Here is a 17,198-nt window from a genome sequence, read left to right on the forward strand (position 1 = left end):
TCCAGCCGAAGGTCGCCCTTTGGATATCTATCTGCCGATCGCCGAGGTTTCGGTGAACTGGCCTGTCCTGGTTCTTCTGGGAGGGGTGGTCGGCTTTGTCTCGGGTCTGTTCGGCATCGGCGGCGGCTTCCTCATGGCCCCGATCCTGGTGTTCCTCGGCATCCCCCCGACCGTGGCCGTCGCCAGTCAGGCCAGCCACGTCGTCGCCTCCTCCACCTCGGGCGTGATCAGCTATTCCTCGCGCGGGGCGGTCGACTTCCGCATGGGCGGCATCATGGCCGGGGGCGGCATCATGGGCGCCTTCGTCGGCGTCGAAATGTTCCGCTGGCTGCGCCTGATGGGTCAGGCCGATCTGGTCGTCGCTCTGGCCTATCTGCTGTTCCTCGGCGTCATCGGCACCCTGATGCTGAAGGAAAGTCTGGAGCAGATCCTGCGCCGCCGTCGGGGTCAGCCAGCCCCGCGCAAACAGCGCCGCCGCCCGATGTGGCTTTACGGCCTGCCGTGGCGGATGAAATTCCCCAAGTCCGGCCTCTATATCTCGGCCATTCCGCCGATCGCGCTGGGCGGCGGGGTCGGCATTCTGTCGGCCATCATGGGGGTGGGTGGCGGCTTCATCCTGCTGCCCGTCATGCTCTATGTGCTGCGGATGAAGGCCTCGGTCGTCGTCGGCACCAGCCTGTTCCAGATCATCATCACCACGGCCATGACCACGGTGCTGCAGGCCGGACGCAACCAGACGGTCGACATCGTGCTGTCGTCCCTCTTGCTGTTCGGCGGAGTGATCGGGGCCCAGTATGGCGCGCGCCTGTCGGGCCGCTTCCGGGGCGAGGAGCTGCGGGCCATGCTGGGGCTGATTGTGCTGGGCGTCGGCATCTATATGGGGCTGGAACTGTTCGTGCGGCCCAGTGACATGTTCGCCATCGCGCCGGGGGTGCCGGAATGATGATGCAGGACCTGCCCCCCCCGTCGCCGGCCGTCGTGGCCAAAGCGCCGGCCCCGGCGCGGGTGCGGGACCCGTCGGTTGCCACCGGCCGCATCCTGCGCATCTCGGCCGCCCTGACCGATACGGAGGTGCAGGTCGACTCGGGCTTCACCGGGGCGTCGATCGTTCTCTACGGGGCCGTGTTCAACCCGACCGACACGCCCGCCGATGTGGTCGTGGTGGTGCGCGGCCCGGATGCCCCCGTGCGTCTGGTTCGCAAGTCCCAGACGGCGGGTGTCTGGCAGAACAGCCGGCCGGTGCTGTTCGAGGGCGCGCCCGGCTTTTACATGACGTCGTCCACCCGCCCGCTCAGCGACATCGCCAATTTCGGCCAGCTGCGGCGGCTGGGCGTGGGGCTGGACCATCTGCGCATCGCTGCTCCGGAGGAACGCCGCACGGTGACCCGATATGGTGTGCGCGACGTCGTGGTCAGCCGTCTGGGCGAGGACTATCTTGACTGGCGCCGGGCCGTGATCCGCCTGCGCGAGGACGAGGGCCTGTATGCCGCCGATCCGCAGGGCGTGCGCTTTGTCGACGACGGCCTGTTCCGGGCCGAGGTGGTGCTGCCCACCAGCGCGCCGACGGGCACCTATCACGCCGAGGTCTGGCTGTTTCAGGACGGCGAGCCGGTCTCCAGCACCGAGCTGGAACTGACCGTCGAAAAGGTCGGCATCGAGCGCGGCATCTATGAGTTCGCCCACGGTCGCCCGTGGACCTACGGCATCCTGTGCGTGATCCTCGCCGCCTTCACCGGCTGGGGCGCGAGCCGGGTGTTCCGGAGGGGGTGATGGCGATGGCGCGCATTCTTGTGGTCGGGGTAGCTGCGGCTTTTGCATCCGCCATTTCAGGCTGCGATTTCAGATCGCCCGACGCTGATGTCGGTCGTCAGATCGAGGTACTCGCTGACCGGACGCAAGGTGCGGAAGATCGCATGATCCGCATGAGCGCCTTGAGGCTGGGCCCGTGGGACGAGATCCTCGTTTATGAGCCTTACTCGAGCCCTGACCTGCCGCGTGCGTCACCATGGATGCAGGCAAGGTTCGATCGTATCGGAATTGACCGCAACGACGGCATCACGGCCGTCGCGCTCATCCGCGACGGTCGCGTCGTCGATGTCGGTGAAGTCAGACGAGATCGCGCTGACCTGGTGGAGGTAGATCGCCTGAAGCCCACCGAATGCCTTCGACTGGACGATGGGTGGCCCGAGGCAACCAAGATCGCCTGCTGAGCCCTCAGCTCGCCGCGAACTCGCTGAGGGCGTCCATGACGGCGCGGTTCTGGTCGTCGGTGCCGATGGTGATGCGCAGCCCCTCGGGCAAGCCATAGCCGCCGACCGGGCGGACAATGATGCCTTTGGTGTTCAGATAGGCATTGGCGGCCTGGCACTGGTCCACGTCCTTGAAGCGGACCAGCACGAAGTTCCCGGCGCTGGGCAGGACCTGAAAGCCAAAGCCGCGGATGGCCTGGGTCAGGCGCGGACGCCAGGTCTGGATCAGCTCGCGCGAGGCCTGCTGGTGGGCCTCATCGCCCAGCGCCGCGACCGCCGCCTCGATCCCGGCGACCGAGACATTGAAGGGCAGGCGGATGCGGTCGACCGCCTCGGCCACCTTCAGCGGGGCATAGCCATAGCCGATGCGCAGGCCGCCAAGGCCGTGGATCTTGGAGAAGGTGCGGGTGACGACGATGTTCTCGCTGTCGCGGGCCAGGTCGAAACTGCTCTGCCAGTCCGGCTCGGTGACATATTCGGCATAGGCCTCGTCGATCACCAGAATGATGTCGGGCGACAGGGCGGCGTGCAGCTGGCGGATTTCCTCGGCGGTATTGTAGCTGCCGGTCGGGTTGGACGGGCTGGAGACATAGACGATGCGGGTGCGCTCATCGACCTGACCCAGAATGGCCTCGGGCGTGAGCTTGTAGTCCGGCTCGGGCGCCAGCTTGACCTCGGCCTGGTTGGCTTTCGCCGAGATGCGGTAGGCGAGGAAGCCGTACTGGCCCGAGACGATGTTGTCGCCGGGCGTCAGATAGGTCTGGTTCAGCAGGGCAAACACCTCGTCCGAGCCATTGCCGAAGATCAGCCGCTCGGGCTCGAGGCCCATCTTGTCGGCCACCGCCGAGCGCAGTTTCGCCGCCCGGCCATCGGGATAGATGTGGATGCCGCTGACGGCGTTGGCATAGGCCTCGCGCGCCTTCTCGCCGGCGCCCAGCATGTTCTCGTTAGAGGACAGCTTCATGGGCTGGGCCACGCCGTCGATGTTGGACTTGCCGCCGACATAGGGGGCGATGTCGAGAATGCCGGGCTTGGGGGCGGGGGCCTTGGCGTCGGTCATGGGGTCCTCGCGGGGTCTGAATTTCAGAAAAGGGGAGCAGCGCCGATGACGCCGGTCAGGGTGCCGGGCAGGCCGTCCAGCCGCCCGTCGTCGGCCTGCACATAGCCTGCGATCATCATCAGCTTCAAGCCGCCGGTTGCGATCAGCGGCGCGGCGGCCAGACCGTTCAGGCCCAGAACCTCGACCAGCCGGGTCTCGGGCATCGCTGAGTCGGTCACCCAGAAGGTGCGGTCATCGCCGGTCGGCTCGGGCCGGCCGCGCGCAATCATCAGCGCCTGCGGCAGGCGGGCGGCCGTGTCGGGCAGGGCGCCGATGACGTGGACGTCGGGTGTGGCCAGCAGCCGCCCCCACCAGGCCGTGACCCCGGCCAGGTCCATCAATACGCGGGCACCCCCGGCGGCCTGTTTCAGCCCGTCCTCGACCTTGGCCAGCCGCTCAAATCCCAGACCGAACCGGTCCGCCGCCAGCAGGGCCGACAGTCCGCCATGCACATGCAGGGGCCCGGAGGCAGCGCCTTCCACCCGGCCCAGCACCGCGCGAACCGTGGCCTTCTGATCGGCAGGCAGGGCGTTCAGCGCCCGGCGCAGGTCCGCAATCGCCTCGCCGTCGCCGGACGGGGGCGCAAGGCTCGACAGGGCCTCGATCAGCCGGGTCAGATCGCTCGCGGCCATCAGAACAGCCGGGGCGCGGGAGCAAGCGTGAAGGGTCCCAGCCAGGTGCGACCGTCCCGGAACTCCAGCGTCAGGGACACGGGCGCGCGCTCGGCCACGGCGGCGGCACCGGCGGCGGCGGTGGCCTGGGCCCGGTTCACCACACTGTCCTCGGTGGTGGCCAGACCGGCAAGCGCCGGCGCCGCGCGCTCGGCCCGCACGCTGAGGCTGCCGTTCAGCCGCCCGTCCTCATCGGCCACCAGCGGCCCGCCGGTCAGCAGGGCGCGGCTGTCGCCGGACTGGAGCTCGACCCGCACATTGGCAAAGCGCCCCCCGGCCTGTGTCCAGCTATCGAAGACCCCGGCGCGGTCCATGCCGGTCAGGGCCCCGGCGCGTTCGAGCGTCACCTCGGTGCGCACGCTCAGCCGTCCCTCGCCGGTCAGCCGGTCGACCGGGCCCGCCTCACGGCCCCGGCCCTCGACCATCTGGAACAACACATCCAGATCATCGGCGGCGGGCGCCGGCGCTGCGGCATCCCGGGGCCGGGCGGTCGCCGGGCGCGCCTCCAGCGTCAGGCGTTCTGCGGCGGAAATCGGGAAGGCCTCGGCCCCCGGCTCGGCTTGGAAGGTCGGTTCGATCAGCTCCAGCGCCATCTGCGGCCAGGCTTCGGACACATCGCGCACGCTCATGCGGATGGCCTCCGCGTTCACAAAGACCCGGCCCTTGTCGGCGCGCAGCATCGTCAGGCCGTCCGGGGCGATCACCACCCAGTGCAGCGGGGCATAGGCATTGGCCTCGGCCACCAGTTCGGGTGCGCGGGCCCCGTGGCCCGAGGGTGCGACCACCTCGACCGCGCTGAGGGCCAGCCGGGCGCGGAAGGGCCAGCCATCGATCTCGATCTTGCCGTGATTGATCTCCCAGCCCGCCTCGCGCAGGGTCTCGGCGCGGGCCAGAACTTCCCGCTCGATCCTCTGGGTCAGCACGAACCACCAGCCGGTCCAGGCGACCAGCAGGGCCAGCACCACGATCAGCGGAATGAACAGGCCCCGGCGGCTGTGGCGACGGGCGGGCATGTCAGCGGTCATACAGACGTCCTGTGATCTTCGGGGCCGAGGAACCGGGAAAGGGTGGCGACCGCTTCGGCCAGTTCCATGCGCTCGACCTCTACACCGGGGGGCAGGCCGCCGAAAAGCCGCGTGGGGCAGGCCGCATCCAGCATCACGAACACCCCCTTGTCGTCGGCGCGCCGGATCAACCGGCCAAAGGCCTGGGCCATGCGCCCGCGCGCCAGCGCATCGTCATAGGTCCGGCCCCCGCCTGAAGCGTCGGCGCGCGCGAACCGTTCCCGCCGCGCCCGGTGCAGCAGGTCCGGCCGGGGCCAGGGCACCCGGTCAAATACCAAGAGCCTCAGCGACCGTCCCGGCACATCGACGCCGTCGCGGATGGCATCGGTGCCCAGCAGACAGCTGTCGCGCTCGGTCCGGAACACATCGACCAGCGCCCCCACGTCCAGCGGATCGATATGCTGGGCATAGAGCGGCAGGCCCGCCCGGCCCAGCTCGGGCCCCAGCAGGCCATAGACCGCCTTCAGCCGGCGGATGGCGGTAAACAGGCCCAGCGCCCCGCCGCCCGAGGCCAGGAACAGCGCCCGCATGGCCGCCGCCGTCCGGCGCGGATCGTCGCGCGGGACGTCGGTCACCACAATCACCTTCGACTGGCTGGCATAATCAAACGGGCTCTCGACCTTCAGCGTCCGCACCGGCGTCTCCAGCCGCCCGGTGGCCGAGCGCAGCCGCGCCAGGTGGAAGGGGTCCTCGCCAAAGTCCGGATCGGTCAGGGTGGCCGAGGTGACCAGCACCCCGTGCGAGGGGCGGATCACGGTTGCCTCCAGCGGCTGGGTCGGATCAACCCAGTGCCGGCGCAACGATACATCCGACAACCGGCCAAAGGCGCTCTCGGCCGACAGCCAGTCGACGAAATCGGGATCGCCCCCAAAGTCGCCCCCCCCATCGCCGGACGCCAGATCATTCAGCATGGCCCGCCACGACGGCAGGGTCATGCGCGCCCGCCGGTCCAGCCCGCGCAGCGCCCCCTCGATCCGGGCCCGCGCCCCGCCGTCCAGCGTCTCGGCCTCCTCGGTCAGCACATCCTCGAGGTGACGCGACAGGGCCAGCAGCGGCGCCTCGACCGCGGCCAGCGCCTCGGCGGCCTTGGCGGCTGCCGTGATCAGGTCGGGGATGGCCGGCCGGGCGGCGCATTCCATGCCCTGATCCTCCGAGCCCCCACGCGGATCGGCCCGCGCGCGCAGCTGGTCCAGCGCCGCGGCCAGAAACACCTCGACCGGCCCGGTCGGTGCACCCGACTCAGAGCCCCGCAGGATGCGCCCCTGCGCCCCCTCGCCCGGCAGGCGGGTGGCGGCGGCCAGCACATCGCCCAGCGCCTTTCGTGCTGCGCCATCATCACCGATCAGATCGCCCAGCCGCTGCTCCAGCCCGCGCCCGCGCCGGGCCCGCGTCTCCGGCCCCCGGATCCAGCGGCGCAGCTCGGCGGCCTCCTGACCGGACAGGCTGGAGGAAAAGGCGCTGTCGGCGGCCTCGAACAGATGGTGGCCCTCGTCGAACACGATCCGCTTCAGGGCGGCGGTCTCGCTGTCTGTGGTCGGATGGCGGGCGGCGCGCGCCCCGTCAAAGGCGGCCTGCACCATGACCAGCGCATGGTTGGCGATCACCACATCGGCGTGGCGCGCAGCCCGCACCGTCTTTTCCACGAAGCAGCGGCGATAGTGGGCACAGGCGGCATGGATGCACTCGCCGCGCCGGTCGACCAGATTGGCGGGCGTGGGCTGATGGGCGGCAGGGCCCGCATACAGCCCCGGCAGCCAGGCCGGAAAATCCCCGCCCGTCATGTCGCCATCGGCACAGGCCCCGGCCCAGCGCGCCGTCAGGCCCAGCCCCACTACATCGCCCGCGCCCAGTTGCGCCTGCTGCACCATCTCCTGCAGGTTCAGCAGGCAGAGGTAGTTTTCGCGTCCCTTGCGCACCACCACCCGCCGCCGCGTCTGCCCCTCATGATCGGGCAGAGCCAGACCCTCGCGCGCGATCTGGCGCTGCAGGGCGCGGGTATAGGTCGAGACCCAGACGGTGCCGTGGTTGCGCTCGGCCCACAGGGCGGCGGGCGCCAGATAGCCCAGCGTCTTGCCCGTGCCCGTGCCCGCCTCGGCCAGCAGGGCGCGCGGCTGGTCCTTGTGATCGCGCGGGGAAAAGGCAAAGGCCGCCTCGGCGGCATAGTCGGACTGGGTCGGCCGCGCCTCATCCAGACCCAGCCCCTTCAGCATATGATCCAGCCGGATGCGGGCGCTCTCGCTGTCGACCGGGTGCGATCCGGCCTCGCCGCGCGGCGCGACCTCCTCCCATTCCGACAGGCGGTTCCAGACGTCCAGCCCCGTGCCAGGCTCGCGCCGGTCGCGCACGCCCCGGCCCGCCGCCTCCAGCCCGGCCCGCAGCGCCTGATCAATCCGCTCGCCCCAGCTCCAGCCCGCCCGGGTCAGCGTCCCGTTCAGCGTCAGCGCCGCCTCAAGGTCGGGATAGTCCGCCGCCATGAGCTCGCCCAGTAACCGCCCGGCCACCGCCCGCAGCGCCTCGGCCTGGGCCACCGCCCCGACCGGCTCGTCCAGCCCCAGCGCAATGGCCAGCCCGGTCGGCGTCGGCGCACAGAACCGCGCCGGCCGCACAAAGACGAACAGCTCCAGCACATCCAGCAGGTGGGCCACCCGCGCCGGCGCCTCCAGCCCCAGCCGCCGCGCTGTCAGCCCCGCATGGGCGACCAGCACTGGCGTAGGCCCACAGAACAGCCCCTCGGCCGCTCCCCGCCCGATCGCCCGCGCCCCCGCCCCATCCGCCACCGCCCCCGCACCCGGCGGAGTCGCCAGCGCTGGCGGCAGGTCGAGGGTCAGCGACGAAGGAGGAGCAGCGACAAGGGACACGCCCCCTCATACCCGCGCCCGCGCCGAAACGGAACGGGAACGCGGCACAGTTCCCGTCATCCTTTGGCTCGACCAGAGGATCGATCGTGGCAGGCCGTCCCCGATCCGCCGCCCTGCGAAGCAAATTTCATCACAGAGAACACAGCGAAAGCGAAGACACAAAGAACACCGCGGCGTGGAGCCCGGCACCACCCCGTCGTGCCTTCTTTGTGGACTTTGTGATGAAACCTTCGGTTTTCACCCCACCCCTCCGCTTCCCCGGCGCAGGCCGGGGCCCAGAGCAGCAGGCAGGCGGCTTGCATGCCCGTCTGGACCCCGACGTTCGTCGGGGAAACGGATGTCCATACAGCCGCCCCCTCCGTCACGCCGCTTTGCGGCGCGCCACCTCCCCCATGAGGGGGGAGGAGATGAAAAGGTGCCGCCATCAACCCCGGGCGCCCCCTCGCTGTGCCCTCCGTGGCTTTTCTTCGCTGTGTTCGCTGTGATGAACCCTGGACCGGCGGCCTCACCCCTTCGGCATCAGGGCGTCGTCGATTTCGGTGGCGCGAACGTAAGCCGGACGGGCGCGCAGGCGCTCGGCATAGGCGACGAAGGCCGGGCGGTCGGGAATGGTCTTGAACATCAGGCCCCAGTTGATCTGCGAGCCGACATAGATGTCCGCGGCGCTGAACCGATCGCCCAGAATCCACGGCCCGTCACCCGAGACCGCGCCCTCCAGCGCCTCGATGGCGGCCTCGAAGGTGCCATAGCCCAGCGTGCCGGCCTTGTCGGCGGGGGGCATCAGGTTCATCGACCTGGCGGTGACGGCGGCCTCCAGCGGTCCGGCGGCAAAGAACATCCAGCGCAGGTAGGTGCCGCGCCCGGCCTCGCTCGCGCCCGGGGCCAGCCCGGCCTCGGGGAAGCGGTCGGCGAGGAAGGTGCAGATGGCCGCGCATTCGGTGACCACCTCGCCGTCGCAGACGATGGCCGGCACCTTGCCCATCGGGTTGAGGGCCAGATATTCGGGCGCCTTCATCGTGGTGCCATAGTCCAGCACCTGGGTGTCATAGGGGCGACCCACCTCTTCCAGCATCCAGCGCACGATGCGCCCGCGCGACATGGGGTTGGTATAGAAGGTGATTGCGTCGGCCATGGTGTCCTCCCGGGTTTTCGGCACACTAATCCCGGATGATGACGCCCGTCACACAACTGTGGTTTCGCGTAATGGCAAAGTCGGGGATAGTCCGCGCATGACCCGTCCTGACCGGCCCCTGGGCCCTGACCGTGTGGCGACCTGGCGGCACCCCTGGCCGGTGCGGCTGACCCATTGGGTCAATGTCATCTGTCTGGTCTTCCTGCTGATGACCGGCCTGCAGATCCTGAAGGCCCACCCGCATCTCTACTGGGGGCTGGATTCGACCTTTGATGATGCCTGGATCAGCTTTGGCACCATTCCCGGCTGGCTGACCCTGCCCGGCTATCGCGATCTGGCGGCGGGCCGGAACTGGCATTTCTTCTTTGCCTGGATCTTCGTCGCCAACGGCATGCTCTATCTGCTGTACATCCTGTTCTCGGGGCGGCTGGCCCGGATGATGGAGCCCAGCCGCGAGGAACTGGCCCACATCCCCGACAGCGTGGTCGAGCACGCGAAGCTCAAGTTTCCCGAGGGCGAGGCCGCCCGCACCTATAATGTCATCCAGAAGCTGACCTATCTGGTCGTGCTGCTGATCCTGCTGCCGATGATGCTGGTCACGGGGCTGGGCATGTCGCCGATGATGAATGCCGCCATCCCCGAGCTGTTGCCGATTCTGGGCGGGCGACAGTCGGCGCGCACCCTGCATTTCATCGCCGCCATGGGCATCACGGCCTTTGCCGTGGTGCATGTGTTGCTGGTGTTCCTCAGCGGCCCGCTCAACAATCTCAGGTCCATGGTCACCGGCTGGTATGTGATCCGCACCGAACCCGAACCGTCCGAGGAGACGTCCGATGACCGTGATCCGTCCTGATCGCCGTCACCTGCTGCTGGCCGGCGGGGCTCTGGCCCTGTCGGGCTGCGACGGTCTGGTCCGCAATGCCCAGGCCCAGTGCACGGTCAAAAAGGCCGAGCAGGTGTCAAAGCGCACCCAGCGCGCCCTGGCCCGCGACGCCCTGGCCCCCGAATACGAGGAAAAGGACATCTCCAAGGACTTCCGCGCCAATGGCTCGGTCGATCCGTCCGCCGCCGAATACCGGGCGCTCAAGGCCAATGATTTCCGGGACTATCAGCTGATCGTCGACGGTCTGGTCGAGACCCCGCTGGCCCTGTCGCTGGCCGAGCTGCGGGGCCTGCCGTCGCGTACCCAGATCACCAAGCACGACTGCGTCGAGGGCTGGACCTCGATCGGCAAGTGGAAGGGCGCGCGCCTGTCCGCCGTGCTGAACCGCGCGCGCCTCAAGCCCGAGGCCAAGTTCGTGGTCTTCCACTGCTTCGACGCCCTCGATCAGACCGAGGACGGCGAGCGCTATTACACCTCGGTCGACATCCGCGAGGCGTATCACGAGCAGACCATCCTTGCGTATGAGATGAACGACGAGATCCTGCCCATCAAGCACGGCGCGCCCATCCGTCTGCGGCTGGAGCGCCAGCTCGGCTACAAGATGGCCAAATACATCAAGCGCATCGAGGCGGTGGAAAGCTTCGCCCACATCGGCCGCGGCAAGGGCGGCTATTGGGAAGACCGCGGCTATGAATGGTATGCGGGGATCTAGGATGCGGGGCCTTGTCCTTGCCGGGCTGATCGCTCTGTGGCCGACCCAACTGCTGGCCCAGACGTCGTCGGACGCGCCGCCCCGGCCACCGCTGTGCGAAGGCGCGATCACGCGACTGGGACCACCCCCTCTCGCGGCCCCGGACGTTGATCTGTGGCCCGCTTCGACCTTCGCGGCGACCGGGCGGGAGGACGCCGCCCTCGATGACGTCCTGACGCGAGCCTCGGGAGCCATGGGGACGGATTCGATGGGGGCCGCCGTGCTGGACGCCGACGGCCTGTGGTCGGGCCGGGCGGGAGCGAACGACGCTCCCCTGTTCTGGTGGGCCAGCGCCGGCAAGCTGGCGGTAGCCATCGCCGTGCTGCAATTGGTCGAGGAGGGGGCGGTGTCGCTGGACGACCCGGTGTCGCGCTGGGTCGACGGGGTGCCTCTGGGCGAGCGGATCACCCTCGGCATGCTGCTGGATCATACGTCGGGCCTCTACAGTTCCAACGAGGCCGCGTCAGTGCGGGCCGATCCCCGCTTGCGGACGATCGACGAACTGGTCGCGGTGGCGCGCGACGAGGGCAGCCTGTTCTGCCCCGGGCAGGGCTGGCGCTATTCCAACACCAACTACTGGCTGCTGGGCGCGGTGCTGGAGGCGGTCGAAGGGCAGCCGCTGGACCAGATCCTGACCCGGCGGATCGTCGAGCGGGCCGGCCTGTCCGGTGTGCGGTTCGTGACGCCGGACGATGCCGTGTCCGATATGCAGTCCCTGCCGCCGCCGGATGCCGCCCGGGGGGAGGGTATGGTCCACCCGGCCTGGGTGGGCGCCGCCGGGCCCATGCTGGCGACGCCCGAGGGCGCGGTCAGCCTGTTGCAGGCGGTGCTGACCGGACGTCTGCTGCCGACGGAGCGGGTGCGGAGCATGCTTGACCTGCCCTGGCCCATGTTCGATCAGCCGATGGCCTATGGTCGGGGCCTGATGCTCTATGAGGTGCCCGAGCCCGGCCGTCCGCTGACCTGGATCGGCCATTCCGGCGGCGCCAGTGGCATCAAGGCGGCAATGGTCTGGTCGCCGGTGGATCAGGCCTATGCGGCGGTGGTGCTGACGGGGCCGGGCTCGGCGGAAGCGGCCGCCAACGCCCTGCTACGCACGCGGAAGCGTCGCCAGAGCCCGGCAGGCACCTAGTCCTCGACCGTCTCGTTACGGCGTTTGACCATCAGGTCGAAGCTGTCCCAGACGCCATCGGCGCCGTGCCAGGCGCCCTTGGTCGCGGCCTTGGAATATTCCGTGGCGCGGGCCTCGAAGAAGTTGGCGTGCTCGACGCCGCTGAGCAGCGACTGCAGCCAGGGCAGGGGGTTCTCGCGCGAGCCGCCGAACAGCTCCGGCAGCTGCAACTGGCGCAGGCGCCAGTCGGCGATGAAGCGGATGTATTTCTTGATGTCGTCCGGGGTCATGCCGTGGACCGGCCCCATCTCGAAGGCCAGGTCGATGAACTTGTCCTCCATGTTCACCACGGTCTCGCAGCACTGAAGGATGTCGTCGGCGACCGACTTGGTGACCGCGCCGGTCTCCTTGTTGAAGGCGTGGTACAGCTTGATGATGCCTTCGCAGTGCAGGCTCTCGTCGCGCACCGACCAGCTGACGATCTGGCCCATGCCCTTCATCTTGTTCTGGCGCGGGAAGTTCATCAGCATGGCGAAGCTGGCGAACAGCTGCAGCCCCTCGGAGAAGCCGCCGAACATGGCGAGCGTCCGGGCGACGTCGGCGTCGGTCTCGACCCCGAACTGACCCATATAGTCGTGCTTGTCCCGCATGGCCTCATATTCCATGAAGGCGCCGAACTCGCTCTCGGGCATGCCGATGGTCTCGAGCAGCAGGGCGTAGGCCGCGATATGGATCGTCTCCATATTGGCGAAGCTGGCCAGCATCATCTTGACCTCGGTCGGTTTGAACACCCGACCGTACTTCTCCATGTAATTGTCCTGCACCTCGATGTCCGCTTGGGTGAAGAAGCGGAAGATCTGGGTCAGCAGATTGCGCTCGGCACTGGTCAGATTGGCCGCCCAGTCCTTGCAGTCCTCGCCCAGCGGCACCTCTTCGGGCATCCAGTGGACCTGCTGCTGCTTCTTCCACATGTCGAAGGCCCACGGATAGCGGAACGGCTTGTAGGCCGCCGAGGGCGTCAACAGGCCGGGCAGGCTGCCGGCAGGCTTGGCGGGCGTGATCGGGCTGTGGGCGTTCATGCGCGTCTCGTGAACTGAAGGGATCATTGCTGCAGGGCGAGCCCGCACCATGCGCGGACAGACGCGGCCTGCCAAGGGGCTCCGGCGCTGGATGTTGTGATTGTGATCGCGGCGACCCCCAAATCTTGTGGTTAATCGCCGCAGGCTGGGGATGGATCAGTCGAAGAACAGGACGACCAGCCCCGTCAGGGCAAAGCCGAGGGCGGCCGCGATGCGGATCCAGGTCAGGGACAGGCGTGTCGCGGCCTTCTCGCCGAGGAAGACGGCCGGCGTATTGGCCAGCATCATCCCCAGGGTCGAGCCGATCACGACGGGGATCAGGGCCTCGAACCGAACGGCCAGAGCCGCCGTGGCGATCTGGGTCTTGTCGCCCATCTCGAGCACAAAGAAGGCCGCCATGGTCGTCAGGAAGATGCCGCGCCAGTTGGTCTCTTTCGGTGCCGGGCGGTCCTCCAGCCGGTCGGGGAACAGGGTCCAGGCACCAAAGGCCAGAAAGGTCAGGCCGATCCCCCATTTGACCCACGCCCCCTCGGCAAAGCTGGCCAGCACGGAGCCCGCGATCGCCGCCACCGCATGATTGGCGACGGTCGCCACCAGTATGCCGGCGAGGATGGGCACGGGCCGCCGCCACGCCGCCGCCAGCAGCACGGCCAGCAGCATGGTCTTGTCGCCGATCTCGGCCAGGGCCACCAGGCCGGTCGAAACAGCCAGGGCCTCCCAGAAGGGGCCGTCTGCAAAAGGAATCACAACAGGTCACTCGGGCGGGGGCGACGGGCGAACCGACGGTCATCGCGAACGCCCCCGCATGGATGCGCCCCGCGATGCCAGCGGTCTTGTCAAACAGCTCCGCGACCCGAAGGTCTGCGGGAGCCCCGCACGCGCCATTCCCTCCGGGCGAGGGAAAGTGTGTTGACGCGCGCCCCACTTTTGCGTGGGCGACTACTCCCCGATGACGAGGGGGCCGCTTTACGCCGGAGGGGCCTGCCGCGCAAGCCGGGCCTCGCGGTGGCGTCCGGCCGCCGGCTGGGTCCGGATTTCGGCCCCTCGGTGGCGCAGGCGGGCGAGCGGGATCGTCGCCAAACGACCTCGGTTGCCGGCTGTTCCGACGGGCGGGTGGGGCGATCACGATTTCGTGAACAGGGCTTCGGCGTCACCCCGGTGTCACAGGGCTTTCCACAGTCCCGAGAGGCTTGCCCCCCGATTCGCGAACAATGTGATCGTCAAGCCCGTTGACGGGTCGTTAGGTATCTGTGCCCCATATGTGGCGTCGGGACCTGCTTCGGCCACTAGATCATGTGGTTGTGCAGGAGGCGCTGTTGCATTGGCATTCGGGGATTATCGAGCATTATGGCTGGCGTGGAAGCACTGAAGACGGCGGAAATGAAGACGGCAGAGACGTCGGGGACGTCTGTGGGCACGACCGCTGAACGACCGCATCTGAAGGTGGTGCCCTCCATCATTCTGGACCGTTCGCGCGACGCCCTGCTGACCGAGTTCGGCAAGAAGACGCTGGAAGACCGCTATCTGCTGGCGGGCGAAAGCTATCAGGACATGTTCGCGCGGGTGGCCAATGCCTTCGCCGATGACACCGACCACGCCCAGCGCATCTATGACTATATGAGCCAGCTGTGGTTCATGCCGGCGACGCCGGTGCTGTCGAACGGCGGCGCCAATCGCGGCCTGCCGATCTCCTGCTTCCTGAATGCGGTCGGTGACAGCCTCGACGGCATCCAGTCGGTCTGGAACGAGAACGTCGCCCTGGCCTCGAACGGCGGCGGCATCGGCACCTATTGGGGCGGCGTCCGCTCGATCGGCGAGAAGGTCAAGGGCGCGGGCCAGACCTCGGGCATCATCCCCTTCATCCGCGTGATGGACAGCCTGACGCTGGCGATCTCGCAGGGCTCGCTGCGCCGGGGTTCGGCCGCCGTCTACCTGGATGTGCACCACCCCGAGATCGAGGAGTTCCTCGAAATCCGCAAACCGTCGGGCGACTTCAACCGCAAGTCCCTGAACCTGCACCACGGCATCAACATCACCGACGCCTTCATGGAGGCGGTGCGCGACGGCAAGACCTTCGACCTGCTGTCACCCAAGGATCAGGCGGTGATGAAGACCGTCGACGCCCGCGGCCTGTGGCAGAAGATCCTCGAGATACGCCTGCAGACCGGGGAGCCGTATCTGATCTTCTCGGACACGGTGAACCGCCAGATGCCGCGCCACCAGCGCGAGCTGGGCCTGTCGGTCAAGCAATCCAACCTGTGCTCGGAAATCATGCTGCACACCGGCCGCGACCACCTGGGCGTCGACCGGACGGCGGTCTGCTGCCTGTCGTCGGTCAATGCCGAGACCTTCCTGGAGTGGAAGGACGAGCCGCGCTTCATCGAGGACGTCATGCGTTTCCTCGACAATGTGCTGGAAGACTTCATCCGCCGCGCCCCGCCGGAAATGTCGGCCGCCGTCTATTCGGCCAAGCGCGAGCGGTCGGTGGGTCTGGGGCTGATGGGCTTCCACTCCTTCCTGCAGGCGCAGGGCGTGGCCTTTGAATCGGCCATGGCCAAGTCGTGGAACATGCGGCTGTTCAAGCACCTGCGCCGCGAGGCCGACAAGGCCAGCCGCCTGCTGGCCGAAGAAAAGGGCGCCTGCCCCGATGCCGAAGAGCGCGGCATCATGGAGCGCTTCTCGCACAAGCTGGCCATCGCCCCCACGGCCTCGATCTCGATCATTTGCGGCGGTACCTCGGCGGGCATCGAGCCGATCCCGGCCAACATCTATACGCACAAGACCCTGTCGGGCTCGTTCGCGGTCAAGAACCCCTATCTGGAGGAAATCCTCGAGGCCAAGGGTCTCAACACCGACGCCATCTGGAATTCGATCCTCGAGAATGAAGGCTCGGTCCAGCATCTGGACGAGCTGACCGACGACGAGAAAGCCATCTTCAAGACCGCCTTTGAACTGGATCAGCGCTGGGTTGTCGAACTGGCCGCTGATCGCACGCCCGAGGTCTGCCAAGCGCAGTCGGTCAATCTGTTCATTCCCGGCGACGTCGAGAAATGGGACCTGCACATGCTGCACTGGTCGGCGTGGGAGCGGGGTCTGAAGTCGCTCTATTACCTGCGGTCCAAGTCGGTGCAGCGGGCATCGTTCGCCGGCTCGGAGGACAAGGCCGAGGCCGAAATCGATCCGAACCAGCCTGATTTGTTCTCGGTGGCGCGCACCGATTATGACGAGTGTCTGGCCTGCCAGTAGGGCAAGGCCCGGCGAGAGGGAACGCGGAGCCATCCCGATCCGTTAGGGGATCGGAGCCGCGTCGCCGAAAAGTCATTTGTCGGACGCGGGCGAATGTAGCATGCTCAAGCGCGTAACGCTGCGTAAGGGCACGGTGAGGGCCTGTGAAGCGATCGACGTCCATACTGGTCGGGTGTGTCCTGGCCACCGGTTTCGGGGGAGCTGCCTTTGCACAGGCGGGCCCGTCGACGACGGCGTCACTCAACTCTGCAGACCCGTGGGAAGACAGCTGGGAAGCCCAGCGTCGTGACCGCGAAATAACCTCGCGCCTCAATGCGGACACCACCTATACGGCCCGGACCCAAACCGTCGCAGGTCCTGCCTATGTGCCCGACAGTCGGTCCGTCGACGTCCGGCCACTGGAGATCGAGCGCGGCTCGCCCTGGGTGGCGACCAGCCGCGAGGTCTGGCGCGAGACGGATGCCTATACCGAAAGCCTCAGGGTCGACAGCGTCGGCACCCTGCGTCGCGCAGATGGCGGGCCGCTGCCGCCGGGCGCCGGCGATGCGGTCGCGGTCGAGGACGAGCGCTATGGCCTCAGCTATCGTCGGGGCTGGCCGTCCACGCTCGGCTATACCGCCTCGGGCCTCGAAGTGACCCTGACGCCCCACGCCGGGGTCGGCCTGACGCCGCTGGGTCCCGTGGCCGAGGCCGGGGCCACCCTGTCGATCGGCTCGGACGTCGATCGCATGGTGCCCGAGGGGCAGGAGGTCTTTGGCGACCGGGCGCGCTGGTATCTGTTCGCCGCAGGTTCCGGCCGCGCGGTCGGCTATAATTTCGCCCGCACCCGCGACGGCAACTATGCCCGCTCGGGCTACAGCCACGACTCAGGGGCCTTCCTTGGCGATGCCTCGATCGGCGTCGCCTTCCGCCGGGGCGACGTCCACAGCTCGGTCGGTCTGGTCTATCGCGAGATCGAGCCCGGCGGCATGCGCGACATGAGCGACAGCATTGAGGCCGATGTGACCGAGGGCATGGTGGCCTTCCAGTTCTCGATCAAACCCGACTGGTGATCC

Annotated in this window: 15 protein-coding genes and 1 riboswitch; of the genes, 8 read left to right on the forward strand and 7 right to left on the reverse strand. The window is 68.1% G+C overall.

Annotated elements, in window-relative coordinates:
* The first annotated feature begins 19 nt into the window (after positions 1 to 19).
* From EG854_RS10365 to EG854_RS10375, 3 genes are read left to right on the forward strand one after another with little or no spacing between them, the layout of a single operon-like run.
* Positions 20 to 943, forward strand: a complete 924-nt coding sequence (locus EG854_RS10365) for a sulfite exporter TauE/SafE family protein (protein ID WP_123288049.1) — start codon at positions 20 to 22, stop codon at positions 941 to 943.
* Positions 944 to 945: 2 nt separating this feature from the next.
* Positions 946 to 1,770: a TIGR02186 family protein gene (locus tag EG854_RS10370; protein ID WP_123288050.1), complete on the forward strand. Its 825-nt coding sequence runs from the start codon at positions 946 to 948 to the stop codon at positions 1,768 to 1,770.
* Positions 1,770 to 2,210: a hypothetical protein gene (locus EG854_RS10375; RefSeq protein ID WP_123288051.1), complete on the forward strand. Its 441-nt coding sequence runs from the start codon at positions 1,770 to 1,772 to the stop codon at positions 2,208 to 2,210. The genes EG854_RS10370 and EG854_RS10375 overlap by 1 nt, the downstream gene beginning before the upstream one ends.
* 4 nt (positions 2,211 to 2,214) lie before the next feature.
* On the opposite strand, the gene hisC is transcribed toward EG854_RS10375, so the two are convergent.
* The 5 genes from hisC to EG854_RS10400 all read right to left on the reverse strand — a co-directional run bounded on the left by hisC (position 2,215) and on the right by EG854_RS10400 (position 9,073).
* Complete coding sequence (gene hisC, locus EG854_RS10380; RefSeq protein ID WP_123288052.1) at positions 2,215 to 3,309, reverse strand: histidinol-phosphate transaminase; 1,095 nt, start codon at positions 3,307 to 3,309, stop codon at positions 2,215 to 2,217.
* A 23-nt stretch (positions 3,310 to 3,332) separates the two neighbouring features.
* Positions 3,333 to 3,980, reverse strand: coding sequence for a hypothetical protein (locus EG854_RS10385; protein WP_123288053.1), 648 nt, complete (start codon positions 3,978 to 3,980; stop codon positions 3,333 to 3,335).
* A complete protein-coding gene (locus EG854_RS10390) occupies positions 3,980 to 5,044 on the reverse strand; it encodes a DUF2125 domain-containing protein (protein WP_123288054.1) in 1,065 nt (354 codons plus the stop codon). The genes EG854_RS10385 and EG854_RS10390 overlap by 1 nt, the downstream gene beginning before the upstream one ends.
* Positions 5,041 to 7,941, reverse strand: a complete 2,901-nt coding sequence (locus EG854_RS10395; RefSeq protein ID WP_241153209.1) for an ATP-dependent DNA helicase — start codon at positions 7,939 to 7,941, stop codon at positions 5,041 to 5,043. Before EG854_RS10395 ends, EG854_RS10390 begins: the two co-directional genes overlap by 4 nt.
* Before the next feature lie 505 nt (positions 7,942 to 8,446).
* On the reverse strand, positions 8,447 to 9,073 hold the full coding sequence (locus tag EG854_RS10400; protein ID WP_123288055.1) for a glutathione S-transferase family protein: 627 nt from the start codon (positions 9,071 to 9,073) through the stop codon (positions 8,447 to 8,449).
* Between the two features lie 97 nt (positions 9,074 to 9,170).
* Between EG854_RS10400 and EG854_RS10405 the strand changes: the two genes are divergently transcribed.
* From EG854_RS10405 to EG854_RS10415, 3 genes are read left to right on the forward strand one after another with little or no spacing between them, the layout of a single operon-like run.
* Positions 9,171 to 9,926: a cytochrome b/b6 domain-containing protein gene (locus tag EG854_RS10405; RefSeq protein ID WP_123288056.1), complete on the forward strand. Its 756-nt coding sequence runs from the start codon at positions 9,171 to 9,173 to the stop codon at positions 9,924 to 9,926.
* On the forward strand, positions 9,907 to 10,668 hold the full coding sequence (locus tag EG854_RS10410) for a molybdopterin-dependent oxidoreductase (protein WP_123288057.1): 762 nt from the start codon (positions 9,907 to 9,909) through the stop codon (positions 10,666 to 10,668). Before EG854_RS10405 ends, EG854_RS10410 begins: the two co-directional genes overlap by 20 nt.
* 1 nt (position 10,669) lies before the next feature.
* The gene (locus EG854_RS10415) at positions 10,670 to 11,839 is read left to right on the forward strand and encodes a serine hydrolase domain-containing protein (protein ID WP_164462001.1); all 1,170 of its coding nucleotides are present in this window, start codon (positions 10,670 to 10,672) and stop codon (positions 11,837 to 11,839) included.
* Here the strand turns inward: EG854_RS10415 and EG854_RS10420 are convergent.
* Positions 11,836 to 12,897: a ribonucleotide-diphosphate reductase subunit beta gene (locus EG854_RS10420; protein WP_123288059.1), complete on the reverse strand. Its 1,062-nt coding sequence runs from the start codon at positions 12,895 to 12,897 to the stop codon at positions 11,836 to 11,838. The two genes, EG854_RS10415 and EG854_RS10420, sit on opposite strands and share 4 nt — an antisense overlap.
* Positions 12,898 to 13,053: 156 nt before the next feature.
* Positions 13,054 to 13,644: a TMEM165/GDT1 family protein gene (locus EG854_RS10425; protein ID WP_241153210.1), complete on the reverse strand. Its 591-nt coding sequence runs from the start codon at positions 13,642 to 13,644 to the stop codon at positions 13,054 to 13,056.
* A 109-nt stretch (positions 13,645 to 13,753) separates the two neighbouring features.
* Positions 13,754 to 13,857, reverse strand: a riboswitch (yybP-ykoY riboswitch).
* A gap of 333 nt (positions 13,858 to 14,190) precedes the next feature.
* Here EG854_RS10425 and EG854_RS10430 point away from each other — a divergent pair.
* On the forward strand, positions 14,191 to 16,143 hold the full coding sequence (locus EG854_RS10430; RefSeq protein WP_375782299.1) for a ribonucleoside-diphosphate reductase subunit alpha: 1,953 nt from the start codon (positions 14,191 to 14,193) through the stop codon (positions 16,141 to 16,143).
* 143 nt (positions 16,144 to 16,286) lie between these two features.
* The gene (locus EG854_RS10435) at positions 16,287 to 17,195 is read left to right on the forward strand and encodes a lipid A-modifier LpxR family protein (RefSeq protein WP_241153211.1); all 909 of its coding nucleotides are present in this window, start codon (positions 16,287 to 16,289) and stop codon (positions 17,193 to 17,195) included.
* Positions 17,196 to 17,198 lie beyond the last annotated feature (3 nt).

Origin of the sequence: Brevundimonas halotolerans (assembly GCF_003730275.1) — a bacterium.
Classification (GTDB): domain Bacteria; phylum Pseudomonadota; class Alphaproteobacteria; order Caulobacterales; family Caulobacteraceae; genus Brevundimonas; species Brevundimonas halotolerans.

Bases quoted from the DNA above. Each gene is read 5' to 3' on its own strand.
- EG854_RS10370 (WP_123288050.1), top strand. From the start codon at position 946: ATGCAGGACCTGCCCCCCCCGTCGCCGGCCGTCGTGGCCAAAGCGCCG.
- EG854_RS10375 (WP_123288051.1), top strand. From the start codon at position 1,770: ATGGCGATGGCGCGCATTCTTGTGGTCGGGGTAGCTGCGGCTTTTGCA.
- hisC (WP_123288052.1), bottom strand. From the start codon at position 3,309: ATGACCGACGCCAAGGCCCCCGCCCCCAAGCCCGGCATTCTCGACATC.
- EG854_RS10385 (WP_123288053.1), bottom strand. From the start codon at position 3,980: ATGGCCGCGAGCGATCTGACCCGGCTGATCGAGGCCCTGTCGAGCCTT.
- EG854_RS10390 (WP_123288054.1), bottom strand. From the start codon at position 5,044: ATGACCGCTGACATGCCCGCCCGTCGCCACAGCCGCCGGGGCCTGTTC.
- EG854_RS10400 (WP_123288055.1), bottom strand. From the start codon at position 9,073: ATGGCCGACGCAATCACCTTCTATACCAACCCCATGTCGCGCGGGCGC.
- EG854_RS10405 (WP_123288056.1), top strand. From the start codon at position 9,171: ATGACCCGTCCTGACCGGCCCCTGGGCCCTGACCGTGTGGCGACCTGG.
- EG854_RS10410 (WP_123288057.1), top strand. From the start codon at position 9,907: ATGACCGTGATCCGTCCTGATCGCCGTCACCTGCTGCTGGCCGGCGGG.
- EG854_RS10415 (WP_164462001.1), top strand. From the start codon at position 10,670: ATGCGGGGCCTTGTCCTTGCCGGGCTGATCGCTCTGTGGCCGACCCAA.
- EG854_RS10420 (WP_123288059.1), bottom strand. From the start codon at position 12,897: ATGAACGCCCACAGCCCGATCACGCCCGCCAAGCCTGCCGGCAGCCTG.
- EG854_RS10430 (WP_375782299.1), top strand. From the start codon at position 14,191: ATGTGGTTGTGCAGGAGGCGCTGTTGCATTGGCATTCGGGGATTATCG.